The sequence below is a fragment of the Brucella pseudogrignonensis genome, assembly GCF_032190615.1.
In the GTDB taxonomy this organism is placed as follows: domain Bacteria; phylum Pseudomonadota; class Alphaproteobacteria; order Rhizobiales; family Rhizobiaceae; genus Brucella; species Brucella pseudogrignonensis_B.
In genome coordinates, this window is sequence record NZ_JAVLAT010000001.1 from 1,627,835 (window position 1) to 1,646,280 (window position 18,446).

Consider the following 18,446-nt stretch of genomic DNA (forward strand, 5'->3'; position numbering starts at 1 on the left):
GTCATAGTCACTACTCGAAGGGGGTAATGTCTTGCTTGTTTCTCTCACGGCTATTTTGCTTTTATTGATTGGTGTTGGACTAGGTGCCGCGGGCACCTATCTTGTCACGCTGGGCGGCAGCTGGTTCTTCGTCATCGCTGCCATCGGCTTTCTACTGACAGCCTTTTTCCTCTTCAAAAGAAGTGCAGTTGCGCTCTGGGTTTACGCGCTCGTCATTCTTGGTTCGCTTGGTTGGGCTGTGTCAGAAGTTGGCTTCGACTGGTGGGGCCTGGGATCGACCGGCGGCGTAATCGTTCTTCTCGGCCTGTGGCTGTTGACCCCGTGGATCAGAAAGCCGCTCAATGGCGGCGGTTTGCCACTGACCGTTGCCACGCTGGCCGCTCTGGTTGTCGCGGGTTATTCGATGACGCAGGATCCTTGGAATATTTCGGGCGATCTGCCAACCGAAAAGGTGGCTGCATCTCCTGATCTGGGTGGCAATGTCCCCGATGGCGAATGGCATCAATATGGTCGCACGCCTTATGGGCAGCGTTATTCCCCGCTGACGCAAATCACACCGGAAAATGTCTCCAAGCTTCAGGTCGCATGGCAATATCAGACCGGTGATGTGAAGCAGCCGGAAGATGTCGGTGAAACGACCTATCAGGTGACGCCGCTGAAAATTGGCGATTCGCTTTATCTTTGTACACCGCATAACTGGGCTATTGCGCTCGATGCGGCAACGGGTAAGGAAAAGTGGAAGTTTGACCCAAAGGTCGGCTTTAACACCGATCGGCAGCACCAGACTTGCCGTGGTGTCAGTTACTGGAAGGACACCGCAGCAACGGCTGGTGCCAAATGTTCAGAACGGGTCTATCTGCCAACCTCGGATGCTCGCCTGATCGCGCTCGATACGCAGACAGGCGAAATCTGCACCGATTTTGCCAATGGTGGCACGCTCGATCTTGGCCATGGCATGAAATATAACCCGGCTGGTTATTATTACTCAACTTCGCCACCGGCGGTCGTCGGAGACAAGATCATTGTCGGCGGGGCAGTCAATGATAACTATTCGACTGAAGAGCAGTCGGGCGTTATTCGCGCCTTTGATATCCGCACTGGCGATTTGCTGTGGAACTGGGATTCTGGCAATCCGGATGTCACGACACCGCTGCCTGAAGGCGAGCACTACACGACCAATTCGCCAAACAGCTGGTCTGTTTTCAGTGTTGATGAAGGACTCGGCCTGGTCTTCATTCCGCTCGGCAATCAGGTTCCTGATCAGCTCGGCATGAACCGCAGCGATAATGTTGAGAAATATTCTTCCTCCATCGTAGCACTTGACGTAAACACCGGACAGCCCAAATGGGTGCGCCAGACCGTACACCACGATCTATGGGACATGGATGTGCCTGCACAGCCTGTTCTTCTGGACATTAATGGTGTGCCTGCGCTGGTTGGACCAACCAAGCAGGGCGATATTTATGTGCTTGATCGCCGGACGGGCGAGCCGATTATTCCGGTTCGTGAAATCCCCGCACCGACGGGTGCAATCCCCGAAGATCACACATCGCCGACGCAGCCGATTTCTGATCTGACATTCAGTCCCGCACCACTGACTGAAAGCAGCATGTGGGGCGTAACCCTGTTTGATCAGCTGGCATGTCGTATCGCTTTCCGCAAGCATTTCTATGAAGGCCGATACACGCCACCTTCGTTGAAGGGGACGATTGTCTATCCGGGCAATTTCGGTGTCTTCAACTGGGGTAGCGTGGCGGTCGATCCTGTTCGTCAGGTTATGTTCGGCATGCCAACCTATTTGGCTTTCACATCGCAACTTGTTCCGCGTGCCGATATCCCGCCACGTGGTCAGGATGAGAAGGGCAGCGAGCAGGGTCTGAACCGCAATGACGGCGCACCTTATGGTGTGTTCATGGGGCCATTCGTCAGCCCGCTTGGCATTCCTTGCCAGACACCGCCATGGGGCTTTGTCGCGGGTGTGGATCTGCGCACAGGCAAAATCGCCTATAAGCATCGCAATGGTACGATTGAAGACATGGCCCCTGTTCCGCTGCCGCTCAAAGTTGGCGTTCCGGGCATCGGTGGTCCAATGATCACCGCTGGTGGCGTTGTGTTCCTTGGTGCAGCGGTGGATGATTATCTGCGCGCTTATGACCTCACCAATGGCAAGGTGCTTTGGCAGGCACGCCTGCCTGCGGGCGGTCAGTCTACACCGATGACCTATACGGTTGGTGATCAGCAGTTCGTGCTGATGGTGGCCGGTGGTCATGGCTCGGTGGGCACCAAGCCCGGCGATTATGTAATCGCCTATACGCTGCCGAAATAAAGCGAACAGTAATAAAAAACGCCGGGACGTTCCCGGCGTTTTTTATGAGTGTGGATTAGATTTTGCCGTGCAGCAACTCGCCCTTTCGCGGCGATGAAGAATGATCTTTATTATTCGCAAGCTCATGAATGATGGGGCAGTCAGGGCGATTGTCGCCATGGCAATTATGGGCGAGATGGCGCAGCGTGTCAGCCATGTTCTGCAATTGCTTCATTTTCGCTTCGAGGTCTTTGACGTGTTGAAGTGCAACCTTCTTCACATCCGATGACGCCCGATTGCGATCACGCCAGAGCGTGAGCAGTGCCTTAATCTGTTCAACCTGAAAGCCAAGGTCTCGGCTGGAACGGATGAAACGCAGCGTTTCGACATCTTTTTGGGTGTAAACGCGATAGCCGGAACTAGTCCTGTCGGCAGCCTCGATAAGCCCGATGGTCTCATAATGGCGAATCATTTTCGCCGATATGCCTGATGCGGTTGCTGCCTGGCCGATATTCATGCCGTTCCTCTCAAACTATGAGCTTCGGATATAGGAACGAGACATATTCATTCAAAGAGGTTTCCGCCGGAAAATCCGGCGAAAACGGAAGCTTTTGCTCGACTCTTAAGGCCTTAGAGCGATCGTTGTGCGCCCAAGAGGGCGCATGGCGCTCTGGTTAAGCCGTAAAATCGCTCTGGGTGCCGTGTGCTTCAATGGCCTGTGCAAGTCGTTGCAGGGCGTGCACATAAGCGGCAGAGCGGACAGAAACCTTGTGCTCTTTCGCGTGGTTCCAGATTGCGCGCCCTTCACGTTCCATGATGGTCTTCAGGCGCTCATGAATTTCTTCCAGCGTCCAATAATACCCCTGACGATTTTGGACCCATTCGAAATAGGAAACCGTGACACCACCAGCATTCGCCAGAATGTCTGGCAGAACGACGACGCCGTTCTTTGCGAGGATTTCGTCAGCTTCTGGCGTCACAGGGCCATTGGCCAGTTCGACAATCAGCTTTGCATTAATAGACGCGGCATTGTTGGCATGGATCATGTTTTCCATGGCGCTTGGCACCAGAACATCGCATTCAGCTGCGATCAACTGATCCGGCGTGATCGCTTCATGACCATTCTTGCCAGCGGTGGAAACAACCGACTTGTTCTGTGCTTTGGCCTCCAGAAGCGCATCGAGATCAAGACCGTTTGCGCAGTAAACCGCGCCGGACGAATCCGAGACGGCAACAATCTTGTGACCATCGCTTGCCATCAGCTTTGCGATGAACTGGCCGGCATTGCCGAAGCCCTGAACCGTGACGCGAAGCGTTGAGGCAAGTCCGAGATCTTCCGCGAGATGACGCACGAGATAAAAGCCGCCACGTGCCGTCGCATCATTTCGGCCGAGCGAGCCGCCGAGCGCCAGAGGCTTGCCTGTGATAACAGCAGGCGAAGACTGGCCAACGATCTGCGAATATTCGTCTGCCATCCAGCCCATGATCATGGAGTTGGTATAGACGTCCGGTGCGGGAATGTCGCGATCCGGGCCAATAATGCCGGAGAAAGCTTGAATGTAAGCGCGCGAAAGGCGCTCAAGCTCAGCCTTGGAAAGCTGGCGTGGGTCAACCTGAATAGCACCCTTGCCGCCGCCATAAGGCAGATTCATAACGGCACATTTGAAAGTCATCCAGAAAGCGAGCGTTTCAACTTCTTCAGCTGTTGCTTCCGGATGGTAGCGAATGCCGCCTTTGGTTGGTCCGCGCGTGTCGTCATAACGGCAGCGCCATGCAAGAAAGGATTTGCGCGATCCGTCATCCATACGGATCATCAAGCGCACTTTCATGGTTTCACGGGCGTATTTGAGTTTTTCGATAACATCCGGGTCAATATTGATGTGGCTTGCGGCCTCGTCCAGACGAACGAGTGCGCTTTCGAGTAGATTCTCCTTAGTCATCAAATCACCTTTCTTGCTTTTGCCCCTCTTTAAACAGGGGTTTATGAACGCTTGAGTAGCGCCTCACGCAATAAAAGGAAAGAGAAAAGGACAACAATATTGTCCTATTTGGCAGCTATGTTTTGGATCTTTTCTAATATTACTTGATGCTAATATTTTATCTGTAAGGCAGCTTGACCGATCGTGAACGTGATGTCGCGAAATGGTGGCCGTGTCGTATTTATGACGTCTTATGACGCAAGCCTGCTTTCTATTATCCGCCTGAATCAATACAAATATGGTCAAAGGTTTTTCATGCGCCACAGAAGAGCATGAACCGTAAGACTGGTGGTTTGTATATGTCCCGCTTTTCGCTCGCTTCTATCGTTGGCAACGCGCTGACCGGCAACAAGAACTGGAAGCCCCAATGGCCGAATGCCGAACCCAAGGCCGAATATGATGTGATCATCGTTGGCGCCGGAGGGCATGGTCTGGGCGCTGCCTACTATCTGGCCAAGGAACATGGCATCACCAATGTCGCGGTGATTGAAAAAGGCTGGCTTGGCGGCGGCAATACCGGGCGTAACACGACCATCATCCGCTCCAACTATCTCTATGATGAGAGCGCGCATCTCTACGAACATGCGATGAAGCTGTGGGAAGGGCTGAGCCAGGACCTTAATTACAATGTCATGTTTTCGCAGCGCGGCGTGATGATGCTGGCGCATACGGTGCATGATGTGCAGAGCTTCAAGCGTCATATCCATGCCAACCGTCTCAATGGTATCGACAATGAATGGCTGACCAAAGAGCAGGCGAAGGAATATTGCCCGCCGCTCGATATTTCAGCCAATGCGCGTTATCCGGTTGTTGGTGCCACCTTGCAGCGGCGCGGCGGCGTGGCCCGTCACGATGCGGTTGCATGGGGCTATGCACGCGGTGCGACGGAGCGCGGCGTTGATATCATCCAGAATTGTCCGGTGACGGCTATCCGCCGCGATGCATCAGGTCGCGTGACCGGTGTTGATACGCCACGCGGTTTTATCAAGGCGAAGAAGGTGGCGGTGTCTGCTGCTGGCAGCACATCCATTGTCATGGATACGGCAGGCGTTCGTATGCCGCTTGAAAGTTACCCGCTACAGGCGCTTGTGTCCGAGCCGGTCAAGCCGATCTTCCCTTGCGTGGTCATGTCCAACACGGTTCATGCCTATATCAGCCAGTCCGACAAGGGCGAGCTGGTGATCGGCTCGGGTACTGACCAGTATGTGTCTTACAGCCAGCGTGGTGGCCTGCCGCTGATCGAGCATACGCTTGCGGCCATTTGCGAAGTTTTCCCGATTTTCACCCGTATGCGAATGCTGCGCAAATGGGGCGGCATCGTTGACGTCACGCCGGATCGTTCACCGATCATTGGCAAGACGCCGGTTCCGGGCCTGTTTGTGAATTGCGGCTGGGGCACGGGCGGTTTCAAGGCGACACCGGGTTCAGCGCATGTCTTTGCGCATACGATTGCCCGCGACGAACCACATTGGATCAACGCGCCGTTCACGCTGGAACGCTTCACCACGGGCCGCCTGATCGACGAAGCGGCTGCCGCCGCTGTGGCTCACTAAGGAAATAGGGGAAACAACAAATGCTTCTTATCCGTTGCCCTTATTGCGAGATGGAACGTCCAGAGCTTGAATTCGCCTATGCGGGCGAAGCGCATATTGCGCGTCCAGCCGATCCGTCGACGCTTTCCGATGATGAATGGCGTGATTTCCTCTTCACGCGCTCTAATCCACGCGGCACCCATTTTGAGCGCTGGCGGCATATCAATGGCTGCGGGCGCTTCTTCAATGCGGTGCGCGACACGGTGAGCGACAAGTTTGTCACCACCTACAAGGCCGGTGAACCCCGTCCTGCTTTGGCAGAAACTCCGGCTGCGGAGACGAAATAATGACCGATATGCGTATTCACAACAAAGGCCGTATTAACAAGGCCAAGTCCGTGCGGTTCAGCTTCAACGGCAAGACCTATTCCGGTTTTGAAGGCGATACACTGGCCTCCGCTTTGCTGGCCAATGGTGAACATCTGGCCGGTCGTTCGTTTAAATATCATCGTCCGCGCGGCATTCTTTCTGCCGGTTCCGAAGAGCCAAATGCGCTGATGGGGGTCTCGCGTGGACCGGGCCGCTATGAGCCGAACACCCGCGCAACGGTGCTGGAACTCTATGATGGTCTCAAGGCTGAAACCCAGAACCATTGGCCATCGCTCAAGCACGATGTCGGCGCGATCAATGATGCGCTCTACATGTTCTTCTCGGCAGGCTTTTACTACAAGACCTTCATGTGGCCGAAAAGCTTTTGGAACAAGGTCTACGAGCCTTTCATCCGTGGCGCTGCCGGTCTCGGCAAGTCGCCATCCGAGCCAGACCCGGACACCTATGCCAGCCGCTATGCGTTCTGTGATGTACTGGTTGCCGGTGGCGGACCTGCTGGTCTGGCTGCTGCTTTAGAGGCTGCAAAGAGTGGTGCGAAGGTTATTTTCGTTGACGAACAGGCTGAATTTGGCGGCTCGCTTCTGTCGGAACCAGAGCCGGTCATCAATGGTCGTTCTAGCTGGGACTGGCTCAATGAAACGATAGAAGCGCTCAAAGCCAATCCGAATGTCACGCTTTTGCCGCGCACAACGGCCATTGGCTATTATCATCAGAACATGGTCGGCCTTTGTGAGCGCCTGACGGATCATCAGGCAAAGCCCGGCACCAATGCGCCGCGTGAACGCATGTGGCGCGTGCGCGCAAAGCAAGTGGTGCTGGCGCAGGGCGCGATTGAAAAGCCGCTGGTCTTTGCAGGCAATGACCGTCCCGGCGTGATGCTGGCTTCCGCTGCGCGCACCTATCTCAATCGCTATGGCGTTAAGGTCGGTAATCAGGCTGTCGTCGTCACTTCGCATGACAGCGCATGGCTTGCGGCTTTTGATCTCGCGGTCGCAGGCGTAAAAATTCCGGCCATCATCGATGTGCGTTCAAGCGTTGCCGATAGCCTTATCAACCGCGCCAAAATGCTCGGCATTGAAACGCTGACCGGCTGGACTGTGACAGACACCGGCGGGCGCCATCGCGTGTCGTCGGTTCGCGCTAATCCGGTTTCTAACGGATCGGTCGGTGCTGCGCGCACGATTGCCTGCGATGTGCTGCTGATGTCTGGCGGCTGGAATCCGAGCGTGCATCTGTTCTCGCACACGAAAGGCTCTCTCGTATGGGATGAGGCGCGTCAGATCTATTTGCCGGGCGAACGAACCGAGGAAAGCCGCTGTGCTGGTGCAGGCAATGGTAATTTCGATTTGCAGGCCGCTCTTCGTGAGGGTGCACAAGCGGGTGCCGCTGCGGCCTCGGATGCCGGGCATAACGCCAAAGCATCTGAATATGCGGTTGCCGGTGATTTCATCTGCGACGGCGTAAGCTGTCGCGAACTGCCGACCGATCGCGATCCGGGCAAGGCCAAGGCTTTCATCGACTTCCAGAACGACGTGACCGCCAAGGATATTCGTCTGGCTGTGCGCGAGGGTTTCCACTCTATCGAGCACGTCAAACGCTATACCACCAATGGCATGGCGACCGATCAGGGCAAAACCTCGAACATCAATGGTCTGGCTGTTGCCGCCGACGCACTCAAGCGGCCAACGCCGCAGGTTGGTCTTACAACGTTCCGTCCGCCTTATACGCCGACGACTTTTGGTGCATTCTGCGGTTATAATCGTGGAAAGCTGTTTGATGTCACGCGCAAGACGCCAATTGATAGCTGGGCCGAGCAGCATGGCGCCGCTTTTGAGCCGGTTTCGCTGTGGCGTCGCGCATGGTATTTTCCGAAAACCGGCGAAGACATGCATCAGGCCGTGGCACGTGAATGTCGTGCTACACGTGAATCATTGGGCATGTTCGATGCCTCTACACTCGGCAAGATCGAAGTGGTCGGCCCGGATGCAGCGGAATTCATGAACCGCATGTACACCAACCCATGGACAAAGCTTGGTGTCGGGCGCTGCCGTTATGGTCTGTTGCTTGGAGAAGATGGCTTCATCCGCGATGACGGTGTTGTCGGTCGTCTGACGCAGGATCGTTTCCATGTGACGACCACAACCGGCGGTGCCGCGCGTGTTCTCAATATGATGGAAGACTATCTGCAGACCGAGTGGCCGGACCTGAAAGTGCGGCTGACCTCGACCACCGAACAGTGGGCCGTGGTCGCAATCAATGGCCCGAATGCGCGTAAGCTCATCGAGCCAATGGTTGAAGGTCTGGATATTTCTGACGAAGCTTTCCCGCATATGTCGGTTGCGGAATGCAAATTCCTGGGCGTTCCAGCGCGTCTCTTCCGCATGAGCTTTACCGGCGAGCTGGGCTATGAAATCAACGTGCCCGCCCGTTACGGTCTGTCGCTGTGGAAGGCGCTTTATGAGGCCGGTCGGCAATATGATATCACGCCTTACGGCACCGAAACCATGCACGTTCTGCGCGCGGAAAAAGGCTATATCATTGTCGGTCAGGATACGGACGGCACAGTAACGCCTGATGATGCAAGCCTTGGCTGGGCCGTCGGCAAGCAGAAGCCGGATTTCGTCGGCAAGCGTTCGCTGGCCCGTCCGGATATGCTGAAGAAGGATCGCAAACATCTGGTTGGTCTTTTGACCAACGATCCGAAGCTGGTGCTGGAAGAAGGTGCGCAGATCGTTGCCGATCCGAAGCAAGCCGTGCCAATGACCATGCTTGGCCATGTCACTTCATCTTATTGGAGCGAGGCGCTGGGCCGGTCTATTGCCATGGCCGTGGTCTCTGGCGGCAAGGATCGGTTGGGTGAAACGCTGTATATGCCGATGCCGGATGGCAGCGTGCATGAGGCTGTGGTTTCGGGCATGGTTTTCTATGACCCTGAAGGTAAGAAGCTGAACGGTAACGGATAAGGATTGAACCATGCTTGTTGAAACCAAACCTTATTCGAACCGCAAGGTCGTCATTCCCGGTCGTCTGGAAATCCACGCAGCCGATGACGCTGCCCGCTTTGTCCTACGCATTGAACCGGAAAAAATTGCACTGGCTGAAAAGGCATTGAGCGCAAAAATCCCGGCGAAGATTGGCGATCTTGTTCGCACAGGTGACATTGCCGTTGCCTGTCTTGGACCCGATGAATGGTTTATCTGGGCCGACGAAAGCAAGGGCATCGCCATCACGCAGGCTTTCGCGAAACTTTATGAAACTGAACCGCATAGCCTGACAGAAGTCAGTCACCGCGAAACCGGCATTGATATTTCCGGCCCGCAAGCAGAATGGTTATTGAATGCCGCTTCGCCGCTTGATCTTTCGCAGATGAAGGCTCCGGGTGCCGCTCGCACGATCTTTGATCACGCCCAGATTATTTTGTTGAAATGGGATGCCGATCATTATCGTATCGAAGTTTGGAATTCATTCGCTGATCATGTCTGGACATTGCTGGAGCAGGTCAGCGTTGAGGTCTGATAGTCAACTCATTTTCTTAGAAAACGCCGCCCCACCGGGCGGCGTTTTTGCGTTAGAGCGCATCCCGAAAACTGTGAAACGGTTTTCGGAAAAACATGCGCGTCAAAATAAGAGATTAGAGCGTCAATCTGATCAAATCAGATTGAAATGCGCTCTAATACACCAATTTCAGCCTTGCCTTCTATAAATCCATATGTGAAGACTATATTCACATAAGAAATTCATGAGGAGGGAATTTCCCGATGTCGGAAAGCGAACTGCCGCTGAGCGGGCTTGTCGTTGTCGATATGAGCCAGTTTCTGTCGGGGCCTTATTGCTCGTTGCGTTTGATGGATCTTGGTGCACGCGTCATCAAGATTGAACGGCCTGATGGTGGCGATCTTTCGCGTAGGCTTTATCTCAGCGACACGGAAATCGGCGGCGATTCCACGATTTTTCATGCGATCAATCGCGGCAAGGACAGCCTCGCCATTGATCTCAAAAATCCTGACGATCTGGCGGCGTTGAAGAAGCTTCTCACACAGGCTGATGTGCTGATCCAGAATTTTCGCCCTGGTGTCATCAAGCGTCTTGGTCTTGATTATGAGGCCGCCAAAGAGATTAATCCACGTCTCGTCTATGCATCGATCAGTGGTTACGGTGAAGAGGGGCCATGGGTCGGGCGTCCGGGACAGGACTTGCTCGCACAGGCGCGTTCGGGCCTCATGTGGTTGAACGGTGATGAGGGTCAGGGACCAGTGCCTTTCGGTCTGGCAGTTGCGGATATGCTGGCAGGAGCTGCGGCCGCTCAGGGCATCCTTGCAGCGCTCGTGCGCCGTGGCATCACCAATAAAGGCTCTCATGTCGAAACCAGCCTTCTTGAAGCGCTGGTTGATTTCCAGTTTGAAGTGCTGACCACGCATTTGAACGACGGCCGTCGTCTGCCAAAGCGTTCCGAGTTCCGCAGTGCGCACGCCTATCTCGCAGCACCCTATGGTGTCTATCCGGCGGCGGATGGTTATCTCGCAATCGCCATGATGCCGATCGCGAAGCTGGCACCACTGCTTGAAACAGATACGCTTGCGCCTTTCATGGCCGATGCGAAACTGGCTTTTGCCAAGCGCGATGAGATCAAGCGGCTGATTGCCGCGCGCATTGCCGAGAAAACTGTCGATGAATGGCTTGCCATTCTGGAACCGGCTGATATCTGGTGCGCGCGCGTTCTCAACTGGGAAGAACTGCTTGCAAGCGAAGGTTTTTCAACCCTCGACATGCTCCAGACGGTGACGCGTGAAGATGATGTTTCCATCACCACTACCCGTTCCCCATTGCGCATCAACGGACAGCGCCCGAAGGTGGCTCGTGCAGCACCACGCATTGGCGAGAACAGCAAAGAAATTCGCGAGGAGTTCGGTCTATGAGCACGATCAAGCTGAAAGGCATGACCTGGAGCCACCCGCGCGGCTATGATCCGATGGTTGCCGGGGCCGAGCAGTGGCTCGCGGACACGGGTGTTGAGATCGAATGGGAAAAGCGGTCGCTACAGGATTTCGAGACATTTCCAGTTGAGGAACTGGCACGCAATTTCGATATGATTGTGATTGACCATCCGCATGTGGGCCAGATCACCAAGGAGGGCTGTCTGCTGCCGCTTGATGTGGCGGGCCGCGAAACAGAATTGAAAAAGCTTGCCGATGGCTCTGTGGGGCAGTCTTTCCCAAGTTATAACTGGCAGGGGCGGCAATGGGCGTTTCCGCTCGATGCGGCAACACAGGTTCAAGCATGGCGTCCTGACCTGATGGACAACCCAGCAACCTCATGGGGCGAGGTGCTGCGTCTGGCGCGCGCCGGGAAAGTTCTGCTGCCACTGCGCTCGCCGCATTCGCTGATGTGCTTTTATACACTGGTTGCCAATGCCGGAACACCATGTTCGGTGGAAGGCGAGCTGATTTCGGTTGAAGATGGCTCACAAGCTTTCGAGCAACTGCGCGAGATTGCCTCGCTGGTAAAGCCAGAATGTTTTGGCATGGACCCGATCGCAGTGTTTGAGGAAATGGCAAAGTCCGATTCCGAGATTGCTTGTTCACCACTGATTTATGGCTATGTGAATTATGCCATGCCGGGTTTCCGTGATCGCCTGATCCGTTTTGCGGATATTCCCGCGGGTGCGGCGGGCGTTGCGGGTTCCGCATTGGGTGGCACCGGCATTGCAGTTTCTGCCTTCAGCAAGCATCCTGAAGCAGCAATTGATTTCGCCTACTGGATCGCCAGTGGGGCCTTGCAGAAAGGGCTTTACGCGGCTTCCAACGGCCAGCCCGGACATGCGGATGCGTGGGAAGACGATACCGTAAACAATGCAACTTCAGGCTTTTATCGCGATACGCGCGCGACCCTTGAAGGTGCATGGGTACGTCCGCGCCATGACGGCTATATGTCGTTTCAGGAAGCAGCTTCAGAACGGATCAACAAGGGCTTGCTGGACAAGGAGAAGGCGGAGGTCGTCGTCGCCGATCTTAACCGGCTTTTCCGCGAAAGCTTCTGATCAATACTGTTTGGCTGGCGGTTAATCCGCCAGCCTTTCGGTTTAAATCTTCCAGATGCGCTGCGCATTGTCCGCAAGAAGCAGCGCCTTTTCGTCTTCGCTGCATCCTTTAAGCAGCGCATGGGTTGTCGCCACCCATGTCGAAAGCCCGGCATCAACATTGCTTGCAAGTGTACAAACCGGCCAGTCACTGCCCCACACAATCCGCTCCCAGCCGAAGGAATGGATCACATGCTCGACATAGGGGCGCAGCGTTTCAACAGTCCAGCTTTCAGCGTCGGCATAGGCAACCACACCCGAAATCTTCGCTACGACGTTGTCGCGTTTTGAAATCTCGGTAATGCCGCGTTGCCAGTTTTCCAGAGCGCCTGATTTAATATCGGGAACGCCGCAATGATCGAGAACGAATTGCAGGTCCGGCGCGAGGTCGGCGAGTGCTACCGCTTTGTTGATCTGGTGCGGCAGCGTGCAAAGATCAAAGGTCAGGCCCGTGCCTTGCAAACGTCTGATATTTTCCCGGAACAATGCGCCCTCAGAAACGTCATCCGGCACCACATGTAGCACACGGCGAAAGCCCTTCACGAAAGGATTGCCCAAGCTCTGTTCGAGATAGTCAGCAAAGCCCGGTTCTTCCGGGCGACATGAGGCTATTGCACCTTTGATAAAGCCGCCGTTGGCAGTTGCTATCCTCTGTACATGATCAGTCTCGGTCTGAATATTATCGGCCGAAACATCCACTTCCATGTGCAATGCGGCTTTGATCCCGCAGCGCTCGGCCTGCTGTCTGTAGGTCTGAAAAAGGAAGTCGCGGTTAAGCGCCGGAACATCGCTTAGCCATGGATAATTGAGCGCGCTTTTGTCGATCAGGTGCAGATGGGTATCGATAATCATAAAAAACTCTCCTCCGATGTCATACTTTCAAAAAAGAAGAGAGTTTTCAAATAAGAATTATCAATCTTGATTAATCTGTTGTTCCAATATCGGACCCAACCAGCTTTGAGAGGTCCTTGACGGTCTTTTGCAACAGGCTAATGGTCTGTGTGATGTCGGGTGCGGAGGCTGAATTGACGAGCGTCACATAAGGGCAGGTCAGCGCTGCAATGCAGGACCCGTCAGGGCCGAGAATCGGCGCTGAAAGGTTATAGACGCCGGCGACCTGCGCACTGGGCATCATTTCATAGCCGCGCTCACGGATCTGGTCGAGCCGCTCATAGAAGCTATCATCGAGATTGCCACTTTCGCCATGTTTGACATATTCAGCAATCATCATCTTGCGCTCCTCCGGTGAGCGGAAGGCCAGCAAAGTGTGGCCGGAACCCGTATCAAACAGGCTGATATGCGAACCGACGCGGATCGAAATCCCCCAGTAATCCGGGGCTTCTTGCTGTGCAATCACCACGACAGAGCCCCGGTCAAACACAGCAAGCTGGTTGGCCTGTTTCGAGCGGTCGGCAAGTTCACGCATGAAGGGCGTGGCGAAAGACGCCAGTCTGCGCACCGGCGCATGAAGATGCGCAAGGCCGAACAGTTTTAGGGTCAGCGAATAACGGTCGCCTTCAAGCTTGGTCACGTAACCGCGCTTCACCAATCGGTCGAGCATGCGGTAAAACTCATTTGGGCTACGGTCGAGATATTTGGCGATCTCGGCCTGACTCAAGCCGCCATCGACGCTGGCCAGCAGTTCGAGAATATCCAGCCCTTTGTCCAAAGCAGGTGCGCGGTAGCGATCGTCTGTTTCCAAGTTCTGTCCCCTTATGAATATCTCATTTTATATGCGAATACCGTCGACGATGAAAGACGGGATCAAATCGAATGCGCCTTGACCGATTGTGAATATTATGTTTGCATATAAATATAGAATTCACAATTGGGGGCGGATATGGGAGTGTCCGTCATTGAGGAGGAAAGCATGAGGAATTTTACGACATCTGTGCTGGCGGGCTCAGTTCTGCTGGCGACAGGGATGATTTCTGCGGGGGCTGCAGATCTTCCGGGTAAATTTGAAGGCGTGACAATCAACGCCAAGCTGATCGGCGGTCAGCAGTATGAGGCGCTCTATTCGCGCATTGCTGAATGGGAAAAAGCGACCGGTGCGAAGGTCAATATTCTCTCCAAGAAAAACCACTTCGAGCTGGATAAGGAAATCAAGTCGGACATTGCTTCGCGTTCTATCAACTGGTGCGTCGGTTCGAACCACTCCTCATTTGCCCCACAATATCCCGACCTTTATGCAGATCTGACCGCTCTGCTGCCAAAAGAGGAACTGGAAGGTTTTGTTCCGTCCACGATCAAAGCTTCCACGCTCAACGATAAGCTGGTCATGCTGCCGCGTGCGCAGTTCGACGTGTCAGCGCTCTATTATCAAAAGAGTCTCTACGAAGACGATGCGAAGAAGGCAGCGTTTAAGGAAAAATACGGTTACGATCTCGCGCCGCCTAAGACCTGGAAGGAAGTATCCGATCAGGCTGTGTTCTTTGCTGATCCGCCGAATTTCTACGGCACGCAGTTTGCAGGTAAGGAAGAAGCCATCAATGGCCGTTTCTATGAAATGCTGGTCGCTGAAGGCGGCGAATATCTGGACGGCGAAGGCAAGCCAGCTTTCAATTCGGAAGCCGGTGTGCGAGCGCTCGACTGGTTTGTAAATCTTTACAAGGACAAGGCTGTTCCTGCTGGTACAACCAATTATCTATGGGATGAGCTGGGCGCTGGTTTTGCGTCGGGCACCATCGCGCTCAATCTCGACTGGCCAGGCTGGGCGACCTACTTCAACGATCCAAAGTCGTCGAAGGTTGCTGGCAATGTCGGTGTGGTTGTTGCGCCTGAAGGATCCGCTGGCAAGCGCACCGGCTGGTCAGGCCATCATGGTTTTTCGGTAACAGAATCCTGTGACAACAAGGACGCGGCTGCATCGCTCGTCTGGTTCCTGACCAACGAGGATTCGCAGAAGCAGGAATCGGCTGCCGGAACGCTGCCGACCCGTACCGCTGTTTGGGAGTACGTGGTCGAACAGGCAGCTTCCGATCCTTATAAGAAGGAAGTGCTTAAGGTGTTCCAAGAAACGGCAAAGACCGCATTCCCGGTTCCACAGACGCCTTCGTGGATCGAGATTTCCAACGCGGTCTATCCTGAACTTCAGGCGGCAATTTTGGGTGACAAGACCTCGCAGCAGGCCCTTGATGATGCAGCCAAGAAGGCAACGCTGATCCTTGAGGACGCAGGCGAGCTCTGATTTTGCCGCATCATATTATGGCCCGCCTTTGGGAAACCGATTGGCGGGCCGTTTTGACAGGGTTTCTCGCTGCTCCACTGCCTCGGAAGAACAATGTTTAAACGTATTTCCCCGCCGGTTCTGCTTTTGCTTCCGGCCTTCATCATTCTCGCAGCGGTGGTTCTGTTTCCCCTCGCGCTTTCGCTTTATTCGAGCTTCACGCCATTCCGGCTGACGCGCCCTGACAGTCTGTTTACCTTCATCGGTCTGCGCAATTATCAGCGCATCATGACCGACTGGGTGTTCTGGGCTGCATTCATTCGCACGGTTGTGTTCCTCACCATCGCGCTTAATCTGGAAATGCTGCTCGGCCTAGGGCTGGCGCTGCTCATCAACAAGGCCACCCATGGCCAGCGCGTTTTGCGCACGCTGATGATGTTCCCGATGATGTTTTCGCCGGTTCTCGTCGGCTTCCAGTTCAAGTTCATGTTCAACGACAATATCGGTCTTGTGAACAATGCACTGCAATCGCTCGGTATTACCAGCCAGGCTATTCCGTGGCTGATCGATGGCAATCTGGCGCTGATTGCCATCATGCTGGCAGAAGTGTGGATGTCGACTTCCGTATTTGCGATCCTTATTCTGGGTGGTCTTCTGTCGATGCCGCAGGATCCGGTTGAGGCCGCGCGCGTTGATGGTTGCACGCCATGGCAGACGTTCCGCTATGTCATCTGGCCTTATCTGATGCCATTTGCTTTCATCGCGATGACCATTCGTTCGCTTGATGTGGCGCGCGCTTATGACATCGTGAAGATCATGACCGATGGTGGCCCGGCACGACGAACTGAGCTGATCTGGACGCTGGTGGGACGCACCGCCTATTCGGATGCGCAGATGGGACTTGCCAATGCCATGGCCTATGTCGCGATCCTGCTCTCGATCCTCTTCACCGTAATGTTCTTCCGCAAGCTTGCAGCCGCACGCGCGCAAATCGGAGCGGAGTGGTAATCATGGCTTCCAAAACACTCTCTAATGATCAGCATCGCCTGCTGCGTCGCGTCAAGAAAGTCGCGTACCTCATTGGCCTGTTTCTGGCGATGGCAATCATCTGCCTGCCCGGTTTGTGGATCGTTTTGTCCTCGCTGCGTCCGCCGGTTGAAATCATGGCAAAGCCGCCGGTCTGGATACCGCAGGAAATCACGCTTGATGCTTATTATGCGATGTTTTCTGGTGCTGGCGGCGGCGGCATTCCGGTCTGGGATTATTTCCGCAACTCGCTGATTATCTCGGTCACCTCCACCATCATCGCGCTGATTGTCGGTGTTTCGGGTGGCTATGCCTTTGCGCGCTTCCGTTTCTGGGGCAAGTCAACAACCTTTCTTGGCCTCATGTTGACGCGCTCGGTGCCGGGCATTGCGCTTTCGTTGCCGCTCTTCATGCTCTATTCGCGCATTGGCATCATCGACACGCATTTCGGCCTGATCGTCACCTACGTGGCGCTCAATGTGCCGTTTACGATCTGGCTGATTGACGGCTTTTTTCGTCAGGTGCCGAAGGATCTGGCGGAAGCAGCACAGATTGACGGCTGTACGCGCTGGCAGGCTTTCTGGCAGGTGGAATTTCCGCTGGCCGGTCCCGGCATTGCGACCGCAGGCATCTTCGCCTTCCTCACGTCCTGGAACGAATATGCGCTGGCTTCCCAGCTTACACGCTCGGTCAATTCCAAGACCCTTCCAGTCGGTCTTCTCGATTACACCGCTGAATTCACCATCGACTGGCGTGGCATGTGCGCGCTGGCGGTCGTGATGATTATTCCGGCGCTGACCCTCACATTCATCGTTCAGAAGCATCTTGTTGCTGGTCTGACGTTCGGCGCGGTTAAAGGTTGATAGTACAATGGCTCAGCTTTCCATTAAAAATCTCGTTAAGCGTTATGGCACTGTTGAAGTGGTGCATGGCATCAATCTCGAAATCGCCGACAAAGAATTTGTAGCGCTTGTTGGCCCGTCCGGCTGTGGCAAGTCCACGACGCTGCGCATGATCGCAGGTCTTGAGAGCATTTCCGATGGTGCGCTCGAAATCGGCGGCAAAGTGGTCAACGATCTGCCGCCGCGTGATCGAAACATCTCCATGGTGTTCCAGTCCTATGCGCTTTATCCGCATATGTCGGTGCGTGAAAATATGGGCTTCTCGCTCAAGATCGCCAAACAGCCACAGGCGGAAATTGACCGCCGCGTTAATGAAGCCTCTGCCATTCTTGGCCTCGAAGCCTTGATGGAACGTCGTCCGGCACAGCTTTCGGGCGGTCAGCGCCAGCGCGTTGCTATGGGCCGCGCTATTGTACGCAACCCGGAAGTGTTTTTGTTCGACGAACCGCTTTCCAACCTCGATGCGAAGCTGCGCACGCAGATGCGCACGGAGATCAAGAAGCTTCATGCCAAGGTGCAGTCAACCGTGGTTTATGTGACGCATGATCAGGTTGAGGCCATGACACTGGCCGACCGCATCGTCATCATGCGCGATGGCCATATTGAGCAGGTGGGCACACCGGATGAAGTGTTCAAGCGTCCAGCCACGCAGTTTGTTGCGGGCTTTATTGGCTCGCCGCCGATGAATATGGCCGAGGCAACCGTTCAAGGCGCGGAACTGGTCTTCGCCAATGATCAGCGCTTGCCGGTGCCACAGCAGTTTAAAGCGAATGTTACCGACGGCGCGAAAGTCACATTTGGTTTGCGCCCCGACGATCTTTTCCCGACTGGCCACGGCCTGTCGTCGGGTGATGCCGGAACATCGTACGAGCAGGATTTGCGCGTATCGATCACCGAGCCGCTTGGCAATGAAACGCTGGTCTTTGTCGAATTTGCGGGCAAGGAATGGGTGGCGCGTATGCTCAACCCGCGGTACCTTAATTCCGGTGAAGTGATTTCCATGCATTTTGATCTGTCGCAGGCGCATCTGTTTGATGCGGCGAGCGGCAAGAGCTTGGCGGTTTAATC

The 18,446-nt window shown here is 54.7% G+C and carries 15 protein-coding genes; 11 read left to right on the top strand and 4 right to left on the bottom strand.

Annotated elements, in window-relative coordinates:
• Positions 1-31 precede the first annotated feature (31 nt).
• Positions 32-2,326, top strand: coding sequence for a glucose/quinate/shikimate family membrane-bound PQQ-dependent dehydrogenase (locus RI570_RS07845; protein ID WP_313827854.1), 2,295 nt, complete (start codon positions 32-34; stop codon positions 2,324-2,326).
• 55 nt (positions 2,327-2,381) lie between these two features.
• Here RI570_RS07845 and cueR read toward each other — a convergent pair whose 3' ends face one another.
• Together cueR and RI570_RS07855 are read right to left on the bottom strand one after the other, a co-directional pair.
• A complete protein-coding gene (gene cueR, locus RI570_RS07850; RefSeq protein ID WP_313827855.1) occupies positions 2,382-2,822 on the bottom strand; it encodes a Cu(I)-responsive transcriptional regulator in 441 nt (146 codons plus the stop codon).
• 157 nt (positions 2,823-2,979) lie between these two features.
• Positions 2,980-4,245 carry a Glu/Leu/Phe/Val dehydrogenase gene (locus RI570_RS07855; RefSeq protein WP_313827856.1) on the bottom strand — a complete coding sequence of 422 codons (1,266 nt, stop codon included), beginning with the start codon at positions 4,243-4,245 and terminating at the stop codon, positions 2,980-2,982.
• Positions 4,246-4,583: 338 nt separating this feature from the next.
• Here RI570_RS07855 and RI570_RS07860 point away from each other — a divergent pair, with 338 nt between their 5' ends.
• The 6 genes from RI570_RS07860 (at position 4,584) to RI570_RS07885 (ending at position 12,242) form a co-directional block, all read left to right on the top strand.
• Complete coding sequence (locus RI570_RS07860; protein ID WP_313828594.1) at positions 4,584-5,837, top strand: sarcosine oxidase subunit beta family protein; 1,254 nt, start codon at positions 4,584-4,586, stop codon at positions 5,835-5,837.
• Between the two features lie 20 nt (positions 5,838-5,857).
• The gene (locus tag RI570_RS07865; RefSeq protein WP_313827857.1) at positions 5,858-6,163 is read left to right on the top strand and encodes a sarcosine oxidase subunit delta; all 306 of its coding nucleotides are present in this window, start codon (positions 5,858-5,860) and stop codon (positions 6,161-6,163) included.
• The gene (locus RI570_RS07870; RefSeq protein WP_313827858.1) at positions 6,163-9,168 is read left to right on the top strand and encodes a sarcosine oxidase subunit alpha; all 3,006 of its coding nucleotides are present in this window, start codon (positions 6,163-6,165) and stop codon (positions 9,166-9,168) included. Before RI570_RS07865 ends, RI570_RS07870 begins: the two co-directional genes overlap by 1 nt.
• Before the next feature lie 10 nt (positions 9,169-9,178).
• Positions 9,179-9,721 carry a sarcosine oxidase subunit gamma gene (locus RI570_RS07875; protein WP_313827859.1) on the top strand — a complete coding sequence of 181 codons (543 nt, stop codon included), beginning with the start codon at positions 9,179-9,181 and terminating at the stop codon, positions 9,719-9,721.
• A gap of 242 nt (positions 9,722-9,963) precedes the next feature.
• Positions 9,964-11,121, top strand: a complete 1,158-nt coding sequence (locus tag RI570_RS07880) for a CaiB/BaiF CoA-transferase family protein (RefSeq protein WP_313827860.1) — start codon at positions 9,964-9,966, stop codon at positions 11,119-11,121.
• Positions 11,118-12,242 carry an extracellular solute-binding protein gene (locus RI570_RS07885; protein WP_313827861.1) on the top strand — a complete coding sequence of 375 codons (1,125 nt, stop codon included), beginning with the start codon at positions 11,118-11,120 and terminating at the stop codon, positions 12,240-12,242. The genes RI570_RS07880 and RI570_RS07885 overlap by 4 nt, the downstream gene beginning before the upstream one ends.
• A 42-nt stretch (positions 12,243-12,284) precedes the next feature.
• Here the strand turns inward: RI570_RS07885 and RI570_RS07890 are convergent, their stop codons facing one another.
• Complete coding sequence (locus RI570_RS07890) at positions 12,285-13,133, bottom strand: amidohydrolase (protein ID WP_313827862.1); 849 nt, start codon at positions 13,131-13,133, stop codon at positions 12,285-12,287.
• A gap of 70 nt (positions 13,134-13,203) precedes the next feature.
• On the bottom strand, positions 13,204-13,998 hold the full coding sequence (locus tag RI570_RS07895; RefSeq protein ID WP_313828595.1) for an IclR family transcriptional regulator: 795 nt from the start codon (positions 13,996-13,998) through the stop codon (positions 13,204-13,206).
• A gap of 153 nt (positions 13,999-14,151) precedes the next feature.
• Here RI570_RS07895 and RI570_RS07900 point away from each other — a divergent pair, with 153 nt between their 5' ends.
• The 4 genes from RI570_RS07900 (at position 14,152) to RI570_RS07915 (ending at position 18,444) form a co-directional block, all read left to right on the top strand.
• Positions 14,152-15,471, top strand: coding sequence for an extracellular solute-binding protein (locus RI570_RS07900; RefSeq protein WP_313827863.1), 1,320 nt, complete (start codon positions 14,152-14,154; stop codon positions 15,469-15,471).
• Between the two features lie 93 nt (positions 15,472-15,564).
• Positions 15,565-16,458, top strand: coding sequence for a sugar ABC transporter permease (locus tag RI570_RS07905; protein ID WP_313827864.1), 894 nt, complete (start codon positions 15,565-15,567; stop codon positions 16,456-16,458).
• Between the two features lie 2 nt (positions 16,459-16,460).
• Positions 16,461-17,339 carry a carbohydrate ABC transporter permease gene (locus RI570_RS07910; RefSeq protein ID WP_250039051.1) on the top strand — a complete coding sequence of 293 codons (879 nt, stop codon included), beginning with the start codon at positions 16,461-16,463 and terminating at the stop codon, positions 17,337-17,339.
• Positions 17,340-17,346: 7 nt separating this feature from the next.
• Positions 17,347-18,444, top strand: a complete 1,098-nt coding sequence (locus RI570_RS07915) for a sn-glycerol-3-phosphate ABC transporter ATP-binding protein UgpC (RefSeq protein ID WP_313827865.1) — start codon at positions 17,347-17,349, stop codon at positions 18,442-18,444.
• The last annotated feature ends 2 nt before the right edge of the window (positions 18,445-18,446 follow it).